At 49.0% G+C, this 19914-nt stretch carries 17 protein-coding genes and 2 pseudogenes; 8 read left to right on the top strand and 11 right to left on the bottom strand.

The window, feature by feature from the left end; translation table 11 throughout:
* Position 1: 1 nt before the first annotated feature.
* From SYNPCCP_RS17210 to SYNPCCP_RS16690, 5 genes and pseudogenes are all read right to left on the bottom strand, one after another.
* Positions 2 to 187 (bottom strand): hypothetical protein, encoded by a 186-nt coding sequence (locus tag SYNPCCP_RS17210; protein WP_143705307.1) that lies wholly within the window; start codon positions 185 to 187, stop codon positions 2 to 4.
* Between the two features lie 64 nt (positions 188 to 251).
* On the bottom strand, positions 252 to 2027 hold the full coding sequence (locus tag SYNPCCP_RS02860) for an iron uptake porin (RefSeq protein WP_010871758.1): 1776 nt from the start codon (positions 2025 to 2027) through the stop codon (positions 252 to 254).
* Between the two features lie 569 nt (positions 2028 to 2596).
* Complete coding sequence (locus SYNPCCP_RS02855; RefSeq protein WP_020861472.1) at positions 2597 to 3031, bottom strand: hypothetical protein; 435 nt, start codon at positions 3029 to 3031, stop codon at positions 2597 to 2599.
* Complete coding sequence (locus tag SYNPCCP_RS02850) at positions 3031 to 3615, bottom strand: GNAT family N-acetyltransferase (RefSeq protein ID WP_010871756.1); 585 nt, start codon at positions 3613 to 3615, stop codon at positions 3031 to 3033. Before SYNPCCP_RS02850 ends, SYNPCCP_RS02855 begins: the two co-directional genes overlap by 1 nt.
* 242 nt (positions 3616 to 3857) lie before the next feature.
* Positions 3858 to 4344 (bottom strand): annotated as a pseudogene (locus tag SYNPCCP_RS16690) (helix-turn-helix domain-containing protein); the annotation flags it as partial.
* A 145-nt stretch (positions 4345 to 4489) separates the two neighbouring features.
* Between SYNPCCP_RS16690 and SYNPCCP_RS02845 the strand changes: the two are divergent.
* From SYNPCCP_RS02845 to SYNPCCP_RS02815, 7 genes and pseudogenes are all read left to right on the top strand, one after another.
* Complete coding sequence (locus SYNPCCP_RS02845; RefSeq protein ID WP_010871755.1) at positions 4490 to 6619, top strand: ComEC/Rec2 family competence protein; 2130 nt, start codon at positions 4490 to 4492, stop codon at positions 6617 to 6619.
* A gap of 76 nt (positions 6620 to 6695) precedes the next feature.
* Positions 6696 to 7055 carry an IS630 transposase-related protein gene (locus SYNPCCP_RS17825; RefSeq protein WP_010871315.1) on the top strand — a complete coding sequence of 120 codons (360 nt, stop codon included), beginning with the start codon at positions 6696 to 6698 and terminating at the stop codon, positions 7053 to 7055.
* Positions 7049 to 7543 carry an IS630 family transposase gene (locus tag SYNPCCP_RS17820; RefSeq protein WP_010871754.1) on the top strand — a complete coding sequence of 165 codons (495 nt, stop codon included), beginning with the start codon at positions 7049 to 7051 and terminating at the stop codon, positions 7541 to 7543. Before SYNPCCP_RS17825 ends, SYNPCCP_RS17820 begins: the two co-directional genes overlap by 7 nt.
* A gap of 245 nt (positions 7544 to 7788) precedes the next feature.
* A pseudogene (locus SYNPCCP_RS02830) lies at positions 7789 to 8121 on the top strand (IS1 family transposase); the annotation flags it as partial.
* Positions 8122 to 8357: 236 nt separating this feature from the next.
* Positions 8358 to 9641, top strand: coding sequence for a serine hydroxymethyltransferase (gene glyA, locus SYNPCCP_RS02825; protein ID WP_010871753.1), 1284 nt, complete (start codon positions 8358 to 8360; stop codon positions 9639 to 9641).
* A gap of 185 nt (positions 9642 to 9826) precedes the next feature.
* Positions 9827 to 12142, top strand: coding sequence for a molecular chaperone DnaK (dnaK, locus tag SYNPCCP_RS02820; protein ID WP_010871752.1), 2316 nt, complete (start codon positions 9827 to 9829; stop codon positions 12140 to 12142).
* Between the two features lie 108 nt (positions 12143 to 12250).
* Positions 12251 to 13174, top strand: a complete 924-nt coding sequence (locus SYNPCCP_RS02815; protein WP_010871751.1) for a DnaJ C-terminal domain-containing protein — start codon at positions 12251 to 12253, stop codon at positions 13172 to 13174.
* Here SYNPCCP_RS02815 and SYNPCCP_RS02810 read toward each other — a convergent pair.
* Entirely contained in the window at positions 13171 to 14022 is an 852-nt protein-coding gene (locus tag SYNPCCP_RS02810; RefSeq protein WP_010871750.1) for an alpha/beta fold hydrolase, read from the bottom strand. The genes SYNPCCP_RS02815 and SYNPCCP_RS02810 overlap by 4 nt on opposite strands.
* Before the next feature lie 131 nt (positions 14023 to 14153).
* Between SYNPCCP_RS02810 and SYNPCCP_RS02805 the strand changes: the two genes are divergently transcribed.
* Positions 14154 to 14600 (top strand): hypothetical protein, encoded by a 447-nt coding sequence (locus tag SYNPCCP_RS02805; RefSeq protein ID WP_010871749.1) that lies wholly within the window; start codon positions 14154 to 14156, stop codon positions 14598 to 14600.
* Here SYNPCCP_RS02805 and SYNPCCP_RS02800 read toward each other — a convergent pair.
* The 5 genes from SYNPCCP_RS02800 to SYNPCCP_RS02780 all read right to left on the bottom strand — a co-directional run bounded on the left by SYNPCCP_RS02800 (position 14597) and on the right by SYNPCCP_RS02780 (position 19827).
* On the bottom strand, positions 14597 to 15493 hold the full coding sequence (locus SYNPCCP_RS02800) for a hypothetical protein (RefSeq protein ID WP_010871748.1): 897 nt from the start codon (positions 15491 to 15493) through the stop codon (positions 14597 to 14599). The genes SYNPCCP_RS02805 and SYNPCCP_RS02800 overlap by 4 nt on opposite strands.
* A gap of 343 nt (positions 15494 to 15836) precedes the next feature.
* Positions 15837 to 16586 carry a phycobilisome rod-core linker polypeptide gene (locus tag SYNPCCP_RS02795; RefSeq protein WP_010871747.1) on the bottom strand — a complete coding sequence of 250 codons (750 nt, stop codon included), beginning with the start codon at positions 16584 to 16586 and terminating at the stop codon, positions 15837 to 15839.
* A gap of 186 nt (positions 16587 to 16772) precedes the next feature.
* Positions 16773 to 17351 carry a phycobiliprotein lyase gene (locus SYNPCCP_RS02790; protein WP_010871746.1) on the bottom strand — a complete coding sequence of 193 codons (579 nt, stop codon included), beginning with the start codon at positions 17349 to 17351 and terminating at the stop codon, positions 16773 to 16775.
* 82 nt (positions 17352 to 17433) lie between these two features.
* Entirely contained in the window at positions 17434 to 18630 is a 1197-nt protein-coding gene (locus tag SYNPCCP_RS02785; RefSeq protein WP_010871745.1) for a tetratricopeptide repeat protein, read from the bottom strand.
* 210 nt (positions 18631 to 18840) lie between these two features.
* Entirely contained in the window at positions 18841 to 19827 is a 987-nt protein-coding gene (locus SYNPCCP_RS02780) for a PhoH family protein (RefSeq protein WP_010871744.1), read from the bottom strand.
* Positions 19828 to 19914: the final 87 nt, after the last annotated feature.

The raw sequence follows: 19914 nt of genomic DNA, 5'->3' as shown, positions 1-19914 counted from the left end.
GTTAACCAGGTTGACCTTGGCGATCGGGGGTAAAACTAAGGTTTATCTGAGAATTTTTCCGACTACCATCATCCCTAAATAATCCTAACCGACGAACTGTACCGTCTAAATAGTTTTGCCGGATATGGAGTTTTTCATCCCACCAGCAGGCGATCGCCAAGATTAGTATTGAAAAAACCCCCAGCAATAAAGTGGGGGCTAAATATCTGGAAGTTACTGGTGTGAGTATTGGTTTTACCCCAACAAAGTTCCTAGAACTTGAAGGTGGTGCGGAGTACACCAACCCAAATGGCACTGTTGTTGCTGTTGGCTTCGGGGCTAAGAATTACGTAAGCACCAGGGGTAATTTGGATGTTTTTGTTCACAGGGAACTGGTATTGAGCCTCGATGATATAGGGGGAGTTGCGGTCATTGCTAATGCGATCGCCGCTCAAGCTACCAACGTAGGGAGCATAGGGCATCAAACCACCACTCAGGGACAACACCGCCCCCTCTTTGAACACATCAATGACGGACAGAGCTGCATTCCACGTCCAGAGGTCAGCGCCTAAACCATCACGGTTTTGGGGATTACCACCGGTGTTGAAACCTTGGGCTGTGGCATTGGCATAGCCAAACCAACCGGAAAGATTAAACTTGTCGGTGATCTGCCAGGTAGCTTGGAGGTTATAGGTATCCATGGTGGTAGCCGCCTGGTAAAAGGGATTACTAGCAATGCGGCTACCGGTGCTGCCGGTCAGGTTAACATCCCCTTGGCTGTAGTATTTGTGCAAGTAAGAAATACCAAAGCTGAAGTTGTCGACTGGTTTGATGTCAAATTGAACCCCAGTGCTATAGCTACCGTTAAAGAAGCCATTACCACTACGGAAGGTATTGCCTCCACTAGTGAAAACATCATCGGAGGGGGTGCTAGCCTGGCCTGTATCAGCCAAATAGGCCGCACTGACAGTGAAAACGTCATTGAATTTATAACGCAAAGCTCCACCAGTCCCCTCAGGACCCCGGTTTACAAAGGGACTATAGCGGCTAAAGCGACTCAAAGCACCACTGTCCCCACTTTCTAGGTAGGGATTATAGGTTTTGAACACATCGTCCAGAGCTAAACCAGTACCGCCAATCCAGGTGGTAAGGTTACCCATGGGGAAGCGATAGAACAACTTGTTAATATCAACGTTATTGTCCGGGCTGGAACCGTCAAAGGAAAGACGAGCCATGTTGGTGCCAGTAGGACCAGACAAGTTGGGCACACTACCAGCCTGCAAACGGGTACGTAGTAAGTCCTTACCAGTAAAGCTAGTGTCAAAGTTTAAACGAACCCTACTGGAGAGGGTAGCATTCTCTTCTACCGGAGCCGGAGCGGCAGCGCCGAAGTTGTCAATGTTGTCCTGTTGCCGCCAATCCACAGCTTTATCACCGCCCCACTGGTCAACCAAGGCAAAAACGGCGACCCCGTTCAGCTTGGTGGTGGTGGAGAATTGATGATCTTCTAGGAAAGACGTGCGGGTTTCCAGGTTATCAATACGAGCACCAAGGGCGGCCAATTCCGCTTCAAACTCTTGCATCAAGCGCTTGAGTTTATCAATGTCTTCCCGTAGGACCGCCACGTTCTCCTGAATCAAACGCTCCATCACGTTCATACAAGCATTCAAACCAGCGGCGAATTCCCAACGGGAAAGGGCCCGATCGCCGCGGAAAGTCCGGTCAGGATAACCAACAATACAACCGTAGCGTTCTACTAAACTTTTTAATGCTTCATAGGCCCAGGCGGTGGGTTGCACATCCCGCAACTCGGACACACTAGTTACCTGGGACATGTCGGTGATATCTGGGGTAGCCGCATTGAAGGTACCGGCATTCTGACGACGACGCATCAGTTCCAGACTGTCACCCTGATTACTAATTCTAGGGAAATCTCCAGGGGTGGCCAATTCACCTGTGGACTGGGCCATGGCGCCGGGAACAATAGCCAAGGAGCTACCTAGGGCCAACGGAAATAATTTCAGTAAATGACTGGTCAACTTATTCATAACAAAGGGATCCTCACACCGATTACATTAATCAAGCCAGGCACAACCGATAAATTGAATAGCAGTTGAAACTTGGATTATTGACCTGATTCTTGATCAGCGAAGACCAAGAAATTCCTCAGTGAGAATTCTAGCACCTATTTTGAACAATTCCAAGGGCACCGACTAAAAGCTATGCAAAAAACGTATAACCTCGACAGAGAAGGGCTTTGGCTGACCAATTTACCTAGTTTGAGCCATCGCTCCCTCTAGAATTCCGCCCCGAGTTTGGTAATTTCATATCTGCTACGACGTTATTCATAAAATATTTTTATAAGTGACCCGGAGCATTAAACTTTGCTTAACGGATCCTTAACCTTTACTTAACTTTTAGTTGTTGGTCAAAAAATATTTGCCAGCAAACTATACCTAATACTCCAGGAAAAGTTATCCAGTTGATTAACATTTATAGGTCAGAGATTTTGTTGACCGACCAACATTTTGGGCAACGGCCTAATCCTAATAATCGGGAAATCATCATCATTTCCATTGACAGGCAAGCAAATAAACTGTCTCAGGCTGAAAAGGAGCTAAAACACCGTTGCATTGGTGCGGGCACTCCGTACCGTAGAAGGTAAAACCCCCACTAAAGTTGCCACCGCAGAATCTGGCAAAAGCGCCACCGTGGCATCATCAAACCAATTTTCTAGCTGATTTAAAATCACCTGGGCCCTTTCCATGGCGATGGGATTATCAACAATTTGTTTGATTAACACAGTCCACTGTCGGCGAATTAGATAAGCCTTGATTTGCTCTGCGGAGGATGGAGGAGTTAACCAAGCAAGGTTACCCACCGGGTAACAAAAGGTCACATCTTGGTCTAGGTCTCCCCCCACAAAGGCCCCTGGCCCAGCAAATTCAGCATGGTAGGGCTTCACTAAAATAACCCCATTGCGACGACGGGGGTTGATCACTAGGGATTGTTTGTTTTGGATCTGCTCCAGTAAGGCTTCGGCGGAAGTCATTAGGGGGTTTGGTGGACAGGGGTGGGACAAAGAATTTCCGTGGTTAGAATCTTTTCCCATAGTAACCGTCGGGGTTTCTGCCATAGCCAAGCCCGCCAACTCCATTCTGCTTCTTGATAAATGAATCCCAAGGTTTGGTAGAGATTTTGGGCGCCCAAATTATTTTCCATCACATGGAGACTAAGGCGACGGCACTGCCACTGGTCGGCAATGGCTTCACATTTTTGGATTAATTGCTTGGCGATCCCTAGGCGGCGATGTTGGGGGCTCACGGCTAGGTTAGAAATGTAGGCAGTGGTTTTGGGGCGGGTGAACCAGTGTTTGAGGGAAACTTCAGCGGTGCCAAGTATTTCTCCGTTATCTGAATTAACCGCAATGAGGCAATGGTAGGCATTATCGCCATGGCGCATGCGTAGCCTCAGATCTTCTGTGATGCCCAGGCGCAAAAAAGGATAGCTCCACATCAACCAGTTTTGGGGGGGATGGAAACTTTTAATTAGGAGATTGGCCAGGGGCGGAATATCTTCCACCGTAGCCGCACGAATTGCAACGGAGAGGAGAGGAGAAGGGGTGGACTTGACCATTCAGGCGGAGTAAGGAGAAATACCGTTCCCGGAATTATACAAAAATTTTTTTACTCCGAGGAGACTGGGCTCCATTTGCAGTTTGCTGACGGGCCATGGTCAGATATTTAAACGTTGACACACTATATTACCCATGGCTCAAACCAGAAGCTTTACGACGGTTTTCGGTAAAACACCTAAGCGGGGATAAAGTTTGCCTTCATTCAGTTTTTCCCTGTTCCTTGCCGGGAATTTAGAGAGTTTCAAGAAAGTAATGAGAAGTACCAGTTGGGCAATAGTTCCATACTACCATTGACCCTGAATTTAGCAAAGATTTCCATGGTGATATCAACCATGTGGGCTGACCTGGAGACGACTTTCGTGCGGCGATGAAATCTAGCAAACTAATGACGATTATCTGAGTTGTTTCTCTCAATTCCCACTGTTTCTCTTTTGCTAATCCCATGAAAAGTATCGGGATGTTCTTCAGCAGTTATTGATAGGGCCTCCAGTCAGAAGAAAATGCCACAGTCCGTCTAATTCTACTACGATTGCTGAGTCTGGAGCTGGTTTCTCGTAGTTTGCTTCGCCAAAATCCCTAATCCAGTTGAGCACTGACTGAGTAGAAACTCACAATAGTTTTGCTGTAGCATTCATTGACATGCCACTCATGTACATTAAGACCGCTTCTAGTTTCATCCAGAGAGGTTTACCCCATTCCTTGGAGAGATTAGTGAATTGATATTGGCAACTTGACACCGATAAAGCTGTCATAACGCTTATTCTGCTGAGTTTTTACTGTGACACGCAAATACCCTAACCACTGTAAAAACTTGTCTCCCGTTATTTCCCCTAATCAAGGAAATTTTCGGAAACTTGATATGGAGTTAAACTGATGCGCTTCCATCCCCTGGCCTTAATTTGTCTTAGCTTTATTCTGGGATTGTTGGGGACGGGGCTTGATGTTGATTTTTTCAATCTTAATCAATTGATTGTGCTGGCTGGGCTGTGGTTTTTTGCTACGACGATCGCCATTATTTTTCTACCCTTAGTTTGGCGACGGGGCCCAACCAGATGGCAATGGTTACTGGCGGGAATAATTGCGTTGCTGGCCAGTTATTACGCCCTTTGGCGCATGCCCCAGCCTGGTTTAACTGACATTAGCCGCCTTCTAGATCCTCCGGCCAAAAGTTTTCAGACCATCACGGCGATCGGTACATTGAAGGCTGGAGGGAGAGAAAACGCCCAAGGGCAACAACAATTTTGGCTCAAGGTAGAGCAGCTGCAACGGCCGCCCGAAAAAGAATTTCGGCCCCGTTCTGGCACTGTTTACCTGACTTTGCCCATGGGAGAACAACCCTGGCAACAATGCCAGCAAATACGGGTTACAGGTTTGCTGTACCGTCCCAGTACCCCCCAGAATCCGGGGGCCTTTAATTTTGCTCAATATTTGGCCCGTCAGGGTATTTTTGCCGGGTTAAGAGGAGAAACGGCGACTCTAGTGGGGGAAAAATTTTGCGGTCTCAATCCCCTGCGACAAAGAATTGTCAACGCCCAGACAGCCTGGTTACCAGTCCAGGGGCAAGGGCAATGGCCTGGCTTGCTAATTAGTTCCATTGTCTTGGGCGCCAAAGCGGTTAATTTGCCCACGGAATTACGCAATCTTTTCCAATCGGTGGGGCTTTCCCATTTCCTGGCTGCCTCTGGTTATCAAGTTTCCCTACTGGTGGGGACTGTATTGCTCCTGGGCAAAAAGGCCGGTGTCAGTTCTAAATTGGCGATCGCCGTCGGGCTAATTACCCTGGCATTTTACCTGGGCTTAACAGGGCTGGAACCTTCAGTAATCCGGGCTAGTTTACTCTGGGTGGGGGTAATGGCGGCCCTGGCCAGCGAACAAAAATTAAACACCGTGGGGGCGTTATTGCTCATTGCCACAGTGATGCTATTGGTTAACCCCGTCTGGAGCCAAGCGTTGGGCTTTCAACTCAGTTTTTTAGCCACTTTAGGCATTGTGGTGATGGTGCCTCCCTTACAGCAACGGCTGGATTTTTTGCCAGGAAAAATTGCCGGGGTGATAGCAGTGCCCTTAGCAGCAAGTGTTTGGACTACACCCATACTTCTGCAACAATTTGGCTATTTTATCCCTGCTGCCTTACCCCTTAATATTCTAATTACCCCTTTGTTAGCCCTGTTGAGCTTGGGGGGAATGGTCAGTGCTCTATGTGCGCTCATTTTTCCCCCCCTGGGTAGTGCCACTGGTTGGTTGCTAGCTTTCCCTGCCCGTTGGTTAATGGCGATCGCCGACCAATTTCAACAATTACCCACCGTGGCAGTGGGGGAAGTGGGCTTAGGACAAGTGGTCATAATGTACGGCGCTTTTTGTTTGATCTGGGCCTTTCCCTGGTGGCGACGGCGTTGGGGTTTGGTTTCCACATTTTTACTGGGCACCATTATTTTACCCCTGATTTTTAGCCTGCAAACTAGGGTGGAATTGACCATTTTTGATAGTAAAGAATTTCCTGTCATTGTGGCCCAGAGTCCAGGCGCAGTAACCACCATTACTAGGGCGGAGGATCAATCTGCACCAAGATTGTTAGCTCCCTTCCTAGCTCAAAAGGGCATTAATCAAGTTGACTGTAAACTAACCATCACCCCCGCCATAATTGGTCAACCGCTACCGCCTTCCTGCGCCCATCTGAGTTGGGTAGCCATCAGCCCAGGGATTTTGCAACTGGAATTTGCTCAAAAACGCTGGTGGATTTTTCTACAAGTTCCCCAGAAAGATCAAACTGCTTTGAAGTTGCCGCTGGATCAACGACCCCAAATTATCATCTGGGTTGGTCAGTTTTTTCCCTACAGTTGGTTGGATAGTTTACGACCTCCCACGGCGATCGCCATTGCACCCTATGTAAGCAAAAATTTGGAGCAAGCAATAGGAAAATATCGAGGTCAATTGTGGGTCACGGGACAGGGAGCTATCCAATGGAATCCACGCGAGAGCTTTAATTCTTCGGTTAATTTTTGAACTATAGTCATTTCAATTAACGATGAGAGAATTTAATGTAAAATTATGGAGTGTACAAAATGAACAGGTTTAAACAATAGCTTACAGTTTAGATTTAAGGCAAAGGGTAGTAGCTTATATAGAAGCTGGAGGAAAAATAACTGAGGCTTCCAAGATATATAAAATAGGAAAAGCCTCGATATACAGATGGTTAAATAGAGTAGATTTAAGCCCAACAAAAGTAGAGCGTCGCCATAGGAAATTAGACTGGGAAGCTCTAAAAAAAGACGTAGAAGAAAATCCCGATGCAAGATTGATAGACAGAGCCAAGAAATTTGGAGTGAGGCCGAGTGCCGTATATTACGCATTAAAGAAAATGAAAATAAACAGAAAAAAAAAGAACTACGTTATCGAGAAAGAAACCGGGAGGAACGAGTTAAGTACTATAGAATGTTAAGAGAACTAATTAAGCTCTATGGTAGTCAAGCTATAGTTTACATAGATGAATCTGGATTCGAAGCAATCCAGGCTTGTATTTATGCCTGGTCAAAAAAAGGAAAAAAAGTTTATGGAGATAGACAAGGAAAAAGGGGAGTCAGAGAAAATCTAGTAGCAGGGAGAAGAAAAGGAAAAAAAGATTTGATTGCGCCGATGGTTTTTACCGGGAGTTTGAATGCAGAAGGCTTTGAAGGATGGTTAAAATTATATTTGCTACCCTCCCTCGACATTCCATCAATATTAATAGTGGATAATGCTCCTATTCATCGTAAAACTGCCATTAAAGAATTGGCTAAAGAAGCAGGTCATGAAGTTCTTTTTTTGCCGAAATATTCTCCTGATTTAAATGATATTGAGCATGACTTTAGTGCCTTGAAACGAGCTAGAATGTACGCTCCTATTGACACGTCTCTTGATGAAATTATCCGTTCTTACCGTGGCGTTTAGCGTCTCAGCTTTATTTGAAACTACTATATGCTTTGTAATTCAAACCGGAGTTTTGCACTGCCGAAGTTATCGCTCTTCTATTATCGTAGGTAGAATAAAACAAAGGTACTATTATCAGTGTTATCTATGTAGTGAAAATTCAAAAAAGATGAGAGCCGGGACAGAAATAGTACCTCTGAGCTATTTAGGTTGCTTTTGTATGAAATTTGGATATAGTAAAAACTACTGGGCTTTTCACCATTCAGTTGATTGATCGTGATATTCAAACCCTGAGTCGTTTGCTGGAGAGACTGGCAAAGTGGAAAGTGACCGTGTACTACACCGATGACTGGGGGCCCTATCAACAACTACTGGATGAACATCCCGATGCGTTTCATGGGATTAGCAAAAGAGAAACAGTAGGAATTGAGAGAAACAACTCAGATAATCGCCATTGGTTTGCTAGATTTCATCGCCGCACGAAAGTTTTCTCCAGGTCAGCCTACATGGTGGATATCACCATGGCAATATTTGCCAAATTCAGGGTCAGTGGTAACATAGAACCACTACACAACTGGCGCCTCTCATTACTTTCTTGAAACTCTTGACAATTTCTTCCCAGACGGAAACTGTACTCAGGTAGACCTCAGTGTCCGGATCTCGAATATCTTTTGACAACTCAGTGTCACAACGGCTTCACGCTCCGTAACAGGTGGCTTTGTAGATATCACACTCTGAAAGACGGGGTTTTAGACCCGGTTTTCCGATAAACTTAGTAAATACTCAAGAAGCGCGGTGCTTTCCGCCCCCAGCACTGTTTACAGGAAGATAAGACGTGAATCAAACCAACCTCGACTTTTTAGCCACCAGCGACCCCGCCCTTGCGGCCATCATTGACCGGGAATTACAACGGCAACGCACCCACATTGAATTGATTGCCAGCGAAAATTTCACTTCAGCAGCAGTAATGGCGGCCCAGGGTTCCGTCTTAACCAATAAGTATGCCGAAGGTCTGCCGGGTAAACGCTATTACGGCGGCTGTGAATTTGTGGACCAAGCGGAAACGCTAGCCATCAGTCGAGTCAAAGAGTTATTTGGGGCTGCCCACGCCAACGTCCAACCCCACTCCGGGGCCCAGGCCAATTTTGCCGTATTTTTAACCCTGCTCCAGCCCGGCGACACCATTATGGGCATGGACCTTTCCCACGGCGGCCATTTAACCCACGGTTCCCCTGTCAACGTTTCTGGTAAATGGTTCGAAGTGGCCCACTACGGTGTGGAAAAGGAAACGGGTCGGTTAGATTACGACAAAATCCGCCAACAGGCTCTGGAAGTTAAACCCAAACTGTTGATTTGTGGCTACTCTGCCTATCCCCGACAAATCGAGTTTGATAAATTCCGGGCGATCGCCGACGAAGTGGGAGCATACCTAATGGCAGACATTGCCCACATTGCCGGTTTAGTGGCTTCAGGACACCATCCCAGTCCCTTGCCCTATTGCGATGTCGTCACCACCACCACCCATAAAACCCTGCGGGGTCCCCGGGGTGGTTTGATCATGACCAATAATGAGGAATTAGGCAAAAAATTCGACAAATCCGTCTTTCCTGGCACCCAGGGCGGCCCTTTGGAGCACGTCATTACCGCTAAAGCAGTGGCCTTTGGGGAAGCGCTGAAACCAGAATTTAAGGTTTATTCTGGCCAGGTAATCGCCAACGCCCAAGCCATGGCCGACCAGTTACAAAAACGGGGCTTTGACCTGGTATCCGGCGGCACCGATAACCATTTAATGTTGGTAGACCTGCGCTCAATCGCCATGACCGGCAAAGTGGGCGATCAACTGTTGGGAGAAATCAACATCACCGCCAACAAAAACACGGTGCCCTTTGACCCCGAATCTCCCTTTGTCACCAGTGGTTTGCGCCTGGGCTCCCCTGCCATGACCACCAGGGGTATGCAGGAAGACGAATTCCGCACCATTGCCAACATCATTGCCGATCGCCTGTTGTCCCCGGAAGATGAAGGCGTAAAAGCGGATTGTCTGCGCCGGGTCAGTGAACTTTGTGCTGGTTTCCCCCTCTATGATCATCTCCGCATTCCCGTAGCGGTGATCGCCTGATTTGAATTAACATCGTTCCCCAATCTGCTAATTTGTCTGTAAAACCCTGGCCCATTGGTTGGGGTTTTATGGTCTAGGTTGAAGTTTGCCCAGGGTCCCGCCCCAAACTCCTATAATGGTTGGGCAAGTGCCTAGTGTTAACGAGTATTAACCGCTCTGCAAATTTTGGGAGCAAAGAAAACAACATGGGAAAAGTCGTCGGAATTGACCTTGGAACTACCAATTCAGTTGTGGCCGTCATGGAAGGCGGCAAACCCATTGTCATCGCCAATGCGGAAGGCATGCGTACTACCCCCTCCGTGGTGGGGTTCAACAAAGAAGGGGAATTGGTGGTGGGTCAGATGGGCCGGCGGCAAGCGGTGCTCAATCCCCAAAATACTTTCTATGGCGTCAAACGTTTTATGGGGAGGCGTTACACTGATTTAACTCCAGAATCTAAACGAGTAGCCTACACCATCCGGCGGGATGACCGGGATAACATTAAAGTGCGTTGTCCCCGGCTGAAAAAAGACTTTGCCCCGGAAGAAATTTCCGCCATGATTTTGCGGAAGTTGGCCGAAGAAGCCAGCCGCTACCTGGGGGAAAAGGTCACCGGAGCTGTGATTACTGTGCCTGCCTACTTTAACGATTCCCAACGGCAAGCCACTAGAGATGCGGGGAAAATTGCCGGGCTGGAAGTGCTACGGATTATCAACGAACCCACAGCGGCATCTTTAGCTTACGGCTTAGACCAGGGGCGGATACAAAAAATCCTGGTGTTTGACCTAGGGGGCGGCACCTTTGATGTTTCTGTGTTGGAAGTGGGGGACGGCATTTTTGAAGTTAAGGCCACCAGCGGTGATACCCAGTTGGGGGGTAACGATTTTGATCGCCGCATTGTGGATTGGCTAGCGGAAAAGTTTTTAGAAGCGGAGAAAGTGGATTTACGGCAGGATCGCCAGGCCCTACAAAGGTTAACCGAAGCGGCGGAAAAGGCCAAAATTGAACTTTCTGGGGTCGGTACTACGGAAATTAATTTACCCTTCATCACCGCTACGGAAGACGGTCCCAAACATTTGGAAACCCAGTTGAGCCGTTCGGAATTTGAAGATTTATGTGGAGATTTAGTTACTCGTCTGCAAAGACCCGTTAAACGGGTGCTGAAAGATGCGGGCTTGAGTCCGGTACAAATCGATGAAGTGGTGCTAGTGGGAGGTGGCACCCGTATGCCCATGGTCAAAGGCCTTGTCCGTAGTTTCATTGACCGGGAACCCAACGAAAACGTCAACCCCGATGAAGTAGTGGCGATCGGAGCGGCAATCCAGGCGGGCATTTTGGACGGGGAAGTGAAAGATATCTTGCTGCTGGATGTAACCCCCCTTTCCTTTGGGTTGGAAACCATTGGCGGCGTGATGAAAAAATTACTGCCCCGCAACACCACCATTCCAGTGCGTAAATCGGACATTTTTTCCACCGGGGAAAATAATCAAACCGTAGTGGAAGTCCACGTGCTCCAAGGGGAACGGGAAATGGCCAGCGATAATATTTCCCTCGGTCGTTTTAAACTGAGCGGTATTCCGCCGGCTCCCAGGGGAGTGCCCCAGGTGCAGGTTTCCTTCGACATTGACGCTAACGGTATTTTGCAGGTGACAGCGAGGGACAAAACCACCGGCCGGGAGCAAAGCATTACAGTCCAAGGGGCTTCCATCCTCAGTGAAGGGGAAGTCAATCGCATGATCCAAGAAGCAGAAACCTTTGCCGCCCAGGACCGGGAACGGCGGGAACGCATTGAAAAACGCAACAGTGCTAAGGCATTAACGGATCAGGCTCAGCGGCGGCTCAAGGAAGTTACCCTGGATTTCGGCAGTGCGTTCACCGTGTCCTACCGTCGTCAAGTGGATGCGTTGTGCAGTGAAATTTTAGACAGTCTGGAAAAAGATGATGAGCGTCGGTTAGACCGGGCCCAGGCAGATTTGCAGGATGTGTTGTACGAGTTAAATCGGGAAGTGCGTCTGCAGTATGACGACAAGGAAGAAGGCTTTTTCGAAGCGATTAAGAAAACCTTCACTGGCGATTTCGATGACGATGATGATTACTACAACCGTCGCCCTGCTCCCAGGGATGATTATCGGGGAGGTAATGACTACGGTCGCTATGACGATTACAACTACAACGCCCCTTCCCGTCGAGAGGCACCCATGCCCAGGGCTGGCGCTGGCCGGGGCCCTTCCTTGAGCAAAGATTACCGTTCCACCGCCTATGCTGATTGGGACCAGTCCAGGGTCACCAGACAACGACCTTACCAAGGAGAGAGTTTAGGGGGTACCTACGACGATCGCCGTTCTAGCCCCCAGGATGATTACTCTAGAGGCGATCGCCAGAAGGATTACGATTATCGGGAAAATGCCCCCAGTCGTTCTGGTCGGGGAGGCAATGGCCGCTATGGGGAACGGCCTGCCCAGCCCGGTCGCAATGCCCCATTACAAAACGGTTGGGATGATGACGATGATGATTGGTTCTAATGTCAAAAGTTCGTTGACCAAAGACGGTAAAAACCGTTGATGATTTACCCCTGTAACCTCGACCTGAGTTAGTTTGAGTGGATTGAGCGAGTATTTTCTGGCAACCCTATGGAACAAGTGCGGAATTATTATCAAATTTTGGGAGTTCCCCGCAATGCCACTGCTGAAGAGATTAAAAAGTCTTTTCGGAAGCTAGCTCGTCAGTATCATCCTGATGTTAACCCCAACGATAAAACAGCGGAAGAGAAATTTAAAGATATTAACGAAGCCTACGATGTCCTTTCCGATGAAACCAAGCGCCGGGAATTAGATAGTCGTTTATTTGGCCGATTCCGCCGTCCCCCCACCAGTCGTTTTAGCCCCAATAGTAACGGTGGGCGATCGCCTAACGGAACAAGTGTCAATGGCCAAGTTCGTACCCCCACTGGGCGCACTGGAACCCGTCAGCCGGCGCAGTCATGGCAAGATTTTAGTGAAACTAGACGCACGAAAGTGGTGTCCCCCGCCCGCCCTGTGCCCAGGGATGTGGAAGCCAATTTGACCCTGCCGTTGGAAAAAGCCTACCGGGGAGGCAAGGAAAGAATTCGTTTGGAAGATGGCCGTTCTTTGGAGGTGGAAATGCCTGGGGGCATGGGGGATGGGCAACGGATTCGCCTCAAGCAACAGGGCATTAATGGGGGCGATCTATATCTAAAAATCAACCTTTCTCCCCACCCGTTATTTACTCTCCAGGGGACGGACATTGCTTGCCAGGTGCCCGTAACTCCCAGTGAAGCCATTTTGGGGGGCGCTATTGAGGTGATGACCATTGACGGCCTGGTGAAAATGACTGTGCCAGCGGGTTTAAAAAATGGTCAAAAACTACGTTTGGCCAAAAAGGGCTTTCCCAACAACCAAGGCGATCGGGGAGACCAGTTAGTGGAAATTCGGGTGGAAATTCCCCCGGAACCCAGCCCAGAGGAATTGGAGCTTTACCGTAGAATTCGGGAAAAGGAAACCTTTAACCCCCGGCAAAAGTTCTTTGATTTTTAAGCAATTTGTTTACGGAAAAAGGTCTGTAGGGCTGTCCCGACTTCCTGGGGAAAATGTTCTTGGGGATAGTGTTTTGCTTCCGATAATTTGATTAATTCTAGATGATTAACTCCCTGGACTAACTGTTCAATGGGTTCCACCGATAACCATTTATCCGCCGTTCCCCAGATAAAGCAGGTGGGTTTTTGCCATTCTGTGCGTAGGCGATCGCCAATTTTTGTCAGAGCATTAGTGGTGGGCAAATTCTTAGTGACAGCCATTAAAGCCCGACCGGCGGCGGAAGTTTTTAGCCACGGTTTACGGTAAATGTCGAGTTTTTCGTCACTGATGACAAAACCACTGCCCCCTTCCAAGGTGCGGTCGATAATTAGCGGATCTTGGGTGACCATATCCCCCACCAAAGGAATGGTCCATTGGCGCATGGGCCAAGGTAACGACACCGGCGGCACAACGGGGGTATTTAGGATAGCTAAACGTTCAATCTGGTCTGGGTGATTGAGGGCGTATTCGATGCCCGCTGTGGCTAAAAATCCTTGCACTACTAAGAATATTTTTGCCAATTCTAAAGACTGAAAAAATTCCCCCAAAGCCTGTTCATAGGCCGCCGTAGTATAAGCAAAATCCCGTTTATCCAAGATGTCCGAAAAGCCAAACCCCAACCAATCCGGGGCGATCGCCGTTAACCCCTTTTCCGCTAACAGAGGCATTACCCCAGTCCAACATAAACTCTGACTCGGTAAACCATGGAGCAGCATAACAGGGGGATTGTTAGTGGGCTGGGGCGGCTGAATCTGGCGGTAAAACCAGTGGAACTGTCCCACCTCAAGGGTCTGTTCGGAAATTTTCACGGAGGTTTGCTATCCTATGGAATCAATTCTGGGCCATTAATTGTCCCATTTCCTGTGCCCATCCCCCACCGCCAGGCTAACCATAATCCTGTCCTGGCCAACGGTTACCCTTCCAGCAGGAGACATTGCCAATGAATGCGGCAGAACAAGCCATTGGACTCGCTACTACTACCAAAATCGCCGCCGTGGTGAACCTCTTTAAGGCTCAATTTCCCGACGCTAGGGCTGACCTTGCTCCTTGGCAAGGCGATCGCCAGACCCAAGCCCAGGTGGACCCCCACTCCATTGACATTGGTTTCCATTTACCGGGTTGGAGTCCCCGTTACCAGAGCCGCAGTATTCTGGTGCAAATTCGCTTCCATCCTGATCCCACGGAAAAATCCCCAAAAATTATTGGCATCGAAACCGTCGGTATCAATCACCAAGGGCAAGCCTGGAGACTTTCTACGGTGGACAACTGGCAGGTGGTGGGTAAATATCTCCCCGCCCAGGACATTGGGGAAAAACTACGCCAATTCACCCGCCAAGCCTTTGAGCTTTTCCAGCCTCCAGACCACCACCCCGGTGCTCTTTCCTAGCGCATGGATTGTACACCGCTCCAACTGCGGCTGATCCGTTTCCCGTAGGCAATGACTGTAGGAGCTTTCGCTGGTTGAACTTCCCCATCTAAAGCGACGCTGACCAAAGAATTTTCATCCTCTTCTTGGTCAAAATGGCTTACTTGAAAAAGTACCTGACTGGGATTGTTCTCATGCCAACCCAAGAGAGTTGCGCTGGATTCCGTGGTGTTCTGGGGCATGGCACTAAGGGTACGGATGGAACCTTTTTGCCAAACAACGCCATAATCACTAATGTCAGAAGAATTAAATGCCCCTTCCATTTGCCGGGCCAACAGGCGATCGCCGTCCTCGGACCAAGAAGCTGGCAAAAGAATCGAAATTACCCCGGCCATTTCTGGGCTATCTTCCCCTACCCTTTGCAAATAGCTGGCAATGGGGGAGTTTGCCCGCACTACCTGCAGCTTGCCCGTAGCTAAATTTTCAATGAACATTACCCCCAACACTTTGGACTCGTAGGAATTGGGTTCCGCCCGCACTTCAATGCGACTGTAAGCTGCATACTGTCCAGAGGGAGACACCAAAGCCGGACTGCGGTAGTAGCGCAACCCTGATTGTTGTTGTTCGGCGTAATCCTGCTGGGTACGTACAATCCAACTCCATGGCACTGGATAAGGACTGTCTAAGGGATCCACCTCCCGGGTATCAGTCACATTAAGCAAAAAATCATCATCGGGAATCCCCACCGGAGCAAAGAGTTGAACGCCATCCAACAGTAAAGGTTGGGGTTGATTCGGAGTTAAATTGGCGGCGAGGGGGGAATTCGCTAAGGCGGGGGTAGCAGTGGCGGCAATCATCAGCATAGCGGCGAGGGGAAGACGGGAACGCAGAGCACGGCAAATAGGGGCAATCATGGGGACTCCACTCTGGGGAAATTACTACCTCAACCAACATCAAGCCCTAGGTTCGGTGAGGAGTTGGTATTGGGGGCAAGTATAGGTTTTTAGTCTGGGATTATGGGCAGAGGTTCCATAATTGTTAGAAGACTTCACAATTTCCGCTAAATTGCTCTCCCGTCATAGTTCAATCAAGTATTTATACTCAGATCCTCGCCCCAAAAATAGCCAAAAAAAAGGGACTAGCAAACAGTCCCAGCGAAACAATTATTTGATTTTTCAGTTTAATTTTCAGGACGGAAAAATCAGTAACTATCCACGCTAGGAATGCACTAATCCTTCAACCCTCTGACCTTAGTGCCTAGCGACGGGGCACAGAAGCTTCGATGTTGATATTTTGGGCGGAAACCTTGGGAATGGTGTTGGCGGCAGGGTTGATACTGCGGGCCATGCCCAAGAAGTTCATCGGATTGCCAGCGGTGAGCTTTTTCTCCTGGGGAATAAAGCGACGCACTTCGTTCTGCCAAACGATTTGGGGGAAGCCCAATTGGCGACGGTGGTAGGCATCGTACCGGGGAGATTTGATGTTAAAGGGCAATTCACCCGCTTCCCGACCGGGAAGGTTGCGACGACGTTGGTAGGGCACCGTGTCATAGCCAAAGTTATTGAGGTACTCGTCGCTGTTGAGCAAATCGTCAATTAATCCTTGATAGCCCTTGGTCGCGACCACAATGGACCAAGCAATTTTTTCCCGTTCGCTGTAAACGTCCCGCCCTAAAATCTTCTGTACACAGTGCTCAACGAAGCGGTAGTTACTATTCTTTTCGTAGAAGCTATTGCGGAAGGTGTTGGAAAGCAACAAGCCCCGCACAAAATCTCGTACAGTAATTTGGCCGTTACGCAGTTGGGACTCAAGGACTTTTTCTCGGTCCCACTTAAACGCATGGAAAAAGATTTGACGATAGGCCGCCTCGATTAGGTTATCCATATCGCTGCTGGAGAGGATGTTTTCCGTGGTGAAAACAACAGGCTTCTCTTCAGAGCCAATTTCATAACCTTCTACCCTCACATTTTGACTTTTGGGGGCGTAGTTCAATAGGGGAAGAGCCAAGTGTAAACCTCCGTGATCTTAAAGAAGAGCTTGATAATTAGTTAGTTTAAATAATAAGGGGGAAGGGTCCTAATCGTTGGCAAATATTACAATTTATTACAATTATCGCCCTTCCATTCAGGGTTAGCCAATTCCTCAGATGGCTTGGCAGGGCGATCGAGCTCCCCATACTGGAACCAAACGGGGCTACCAGCCACAAAATTGTTCGTAGGCAGGGGCAGGGGACGCAGACACGGTGTTTTCCTCTTTGACCCGCATTTCCGTACAGTAGGTGGCGGTATTGAATCCCCCAAACCTTTGCACAGTACTGGTTCTAAGGCGCATATCCGGGTTGGCAAACCAGAACCGTTCAATGGTGGTCATGGTCTCATACTCCGTCACTAGCACCAGGGCTTCCTCTTCGTCGATGTGATAGCGACCGGCAATGGGGACAATTTCCGCATAGCCCCTCTCCCGCAGTAGTAGTCCCTGTTGGGGATTGTCTTCATCGGGAATGAGGGCAAATACAGTTGTTCCTTCATGATTTTCATCCTCTTTATCCCAGGCCATGGCGCTTTCCCAGCGGACAAAGGCTCCCCCCACGGCTTTGGCTGGGTCGCAGTCGTGCATTTCACAAATCTCGACAATTTTTTGATCATCAGCACCCAGAGCTTCAACAAAAATTTCCGAGGTGCCGGTTTCTGCCCGACGGAAGGCCAGGTGATGGGTGGTACGTTGCGATCGCCAGTTGCCGGAACTATTGCGAAAGAATTCCATTGCATCCACGGTGATTAACTCCTGAAAACTGAAAAGGGTAAAAATAGATTGTTGAAAGTTGGTCAGCAAGCATTGGTCTGGCTAACTTCCACTAGAGATTATCCAGCTTTTCTTGGGTCCGGTCACTGCCAGCGGTGTTGCCCTGGGCCTGGTAAAGTTTTTTCGCTTCCCCAAAGGATTTTTTGGCCAAGTCAATTTTTTCGTCCACAGCGTAGGCTTCCCCCAGCAGGTAATAAAAATCAGCGTTACTGGGTTGGAGGCGGGTTAAATCACGGAAAACCCAAACAGCTTCGGCAGGATTGTCCAATTCCAAATACATCCGACCAGTGCCAATTTTAGCGGCGATCGCCGTGGGTTCATTGCGGAGAGCTTGTTTATAGGCATCCAGGGCTCCGGCAAAATTTCCCTCCCGTTCCAGTAGTTCTGCCCAGGTAAGGTAGAGGGAAAAACTACGCCAATCTGGATTGAGCCTAGGTTCTAACGCTCTGCGGGCTGCCACCAGATCACCCTGGGCCAGATAAGCTTTACCCAGTTGCAAGGTTAGTTCAGAACGGTTAGGAAATAATCTAAGGGCCTGATTGTTGAACGTGATTAACTGTTCATACTCACTGCTCTGGAGCAGGGCTGCCCCCATCATCACCGCCGCTTCTTCATTGTCCGATTGCAAACTATGAATTTCGTTATACAGTTGACGCACCCGGTTGTAGTCTCCCTGCTGGAGCATGATAATCCCCAGGGCAAGGCGGTATTTAACTGACTCACGGGAACTGGGGCCTAAACTAATGGCGGTGGCATAGGCGCTGGCAGCTTCGTTTAACAATCCTTGGCGGGCGTAACTAAAGCCCAAACCATCGTAATAGTCGGGATTGTTGGGATTTACCCGCAGAGCCTGCTGAAAACTCCGGCTAGCCTCGGCAAATTGTCCCTGGCGGGCGTAGAGATAACCCATGCTGCCAAACAGTTCTGCGTTTTCCCCGTCCAACATGGCCGCCTGTTGGTAAATGGCGATCGCCTGGGGAAAATTACCGTTATCCACATAGGCCTTGCCTTGGCGCAGTAGCTCATTGAACTGCCTTCTATCGTCGGTCGCTGACCGTTGAGCCAGGAGGGGGGTAACGTCAGGAAGATTACTGGGATTAGTTTGGCTAGGAGACTGGGCCGAGACAGCGGCACCGAATAATAGAGGAATTAGACCGCCTCCTATCAATATCTGTTTTCCTGACCAGAGGTAGCGTAAATTCATCGAAAAACTAGTGGTGAAACTCCGCCCCAAGGGACGGCTTGGCATTTGCTTAACTTTGTTTAATCTTGCTTTAGACAAAAAAAGCCTAGAGGCGGTTCATTCGCCCTAGATTTCACCCCACACCACATCGGCGATCGTCCTGGCAATGGCCACGGATTCACGCCCGCATTAGTGTACATCAAAGTTTTACTTCTGGGAAAATGCCCCTAGGGAGAGCCTTGCCCTAACTCGGAAAACCCCTTGGGGATCAAGCCTTTACGAGGAAGGCTTCGGGGCCGGGGGACTGGTATTTTCGGAACGTTCGTAGGCTTCCACAATCCTTTGCACCAAGGGATGGCGCACCACATCCGCCTGATTGAGGTAACAGAATGCAACCCCTTCCACATCCTTAAGAATGGTTTGGGCCACTTGCAAACCTGATTTTTGGTAATTGGGTAAATCGGTTTGGGTTATGTCGCCGGTCACAATCATTTTCGAGCCAAAACCCAGGCGAGTTAAAACCATTTTCAGTTGGGCTGGGGTGGTATTTTGAGCCTCGTCCACAATCACAAAGGCATTGGTCAATGTTCTGCCCCGCATATAGGCCAGGGGAGCTACCTCAATTTTGCCCCGCTCCATCAAGTCAGGAATTTTTTCCGGTTCAATAAATTCATACAAAGCATCGTAGAGGGGTCGCAAAAACGGATCAACTTTTTGTTGCAAATCCCCCGGCAGAAAACCTAATTTTTCCCCCGCTTCCACCGCCGGCCTAGTCAAAATCAGGCGATCGCATTCATTGTTTAGCAGCGCTTGGACCGCAAGCACCGCCGCCAAAAAAGTTTTCCCTGTGCCCGCTGGGCCAATGCAAAACGTCACATCGTGCTTTTGGATTGCCTTGATATATTGCCGTTGCCGGAACGTTTTCGCCCGGACAATTTCCCCCCGGCGGGTTTTGGCCAACACCGTTTTTTGTAAAGCTTGGTGTTCTTCTTGTTTGCCCGTATCTAGGGCATGGAAAGCGGTCATCAAGTCTGGACGGGAAATGGCTTTAGCACTCTGCCAGTAGGGAGCAAGGGATTGGAGCACGGCCATAACCCGGGCCACGGCTTTTTCGGTACCGACCACCATCAGTTCTTGCCCCCGCAGAATCAACTTTGCGCCGGTGTGGTGGGCCAAATAGGTTAAGTTATCTTCTCCGCTTCCTGCTAAGGCGATCGCACTTTCCGGGCTGGGCAATGGCAGGGTAGCGGTGGTTTGGGACATAAAGGGGACAACTCAGGAAGGGTTTGAGTCGAGTATATGGCCTAGGTGACGGACCTTGCCATCCTTCCCCACTGACTCGGCGTTTTA

The sequence above is a fragment of the Synechocystis sp. PCC 6803 substr. PCC-P genome (assembly GCF_000284455.1).
Taxonomy (GTDB): Bacteria; Cyanobacteriota; Cyanobacteriia; order Cyanobacteriales; family Microcystaceae; genus Synechocystis.
The sequence above is the reverse complement of the archived record's forward strand: the minus strand, read 5'-3'. Positions and strand labels throughout refer to the sequence as shown.

Excerpts from the sequence above, each read along its gene's own strand:
- dnaK (WP_010871752.1), top strand. The coding sequence starts at position 9,827 with ATGGGAAAAGTCGTCGGAATTGACCTTGGAACTACCAATTCAGTTGTG.
- SYNPCCP_RS02815 (WP_010871751.1), top strand. The coding sequence starts at position 12,251 with ATGGAACAAGTGCGGAATTATTATCAAATTTTGGGAGTTCCCCGCAAT.
- SYNPCCP_RS02800 (WP_010871748.1), bottom strand. The coding sequence starts at position 15,493 with ATGATTGCCCCTATTTGCCGTGCTCTGCGTTCCCGTCTTCCCCTCGCC.
- SYNPCCP_RS02860 (WP_010871758.1), bottom strand. The coding sequence starts at position 2,027 with ATGAATAAGTTGACCAGTCATTTACTGAAATTATTTCCGTTGGCCCTA.
- SYNPCCP_RS02850 (WP_010871756.1), bottom strand. The coding sequence starts at position 3,615 with ATGGTCAAGTCCACCCCTTCTCCTCTCCTCTCCGTTGCAATTCGTGCG.
- SYNPCCP_RS02785 (WP_010871745.1), bottom strand. The coding sequence starts at position 18,630 with ATGCCAAGCCGTCCCTTGGGGCGGAGTTTCACCACTAGTTTTTCGATG.
- SYNPCCP_RS02845 (WP_010871755.1), top strand. The coding sequence starts at position 4,490 with ATGCGCTTCCATCCCCTGGCCTTAATTTGTCTTAGCTTTATTCTGGGA.
- SYNPCCP_RS17820 (WP_010871754.1), top strand. The coding sequence starts at position 7,049 with ATGTTAAGAGAACTAATTAAGCTCTATGGTAGTCAAGCTATAGTTTAC.
- SYNPCCP_RS02855 (WP_020861472.1), bottom strand. The coding sequence starts at position 3,031 with ATGACTTCCGCCGAAGCCTTACTGGAGCAGATCCAAAACAAACAATCC.
- SYNPCCP_RS02780 (WP_010871744.1), bottom strand. The coding sequence starts at position 19,827 with ATGTCCCAAACCACCGCTACCCTGCCATTGCCCAGCCCGGAAAGTGCG.
- SYNPCCP_RS02805 (WP_010871749.1), top strand. The coding sequence starts at position 14,154 with ATGAATGCGGCAGAACAAGCCATTGGACTCGCTACTACTACCAAAATC.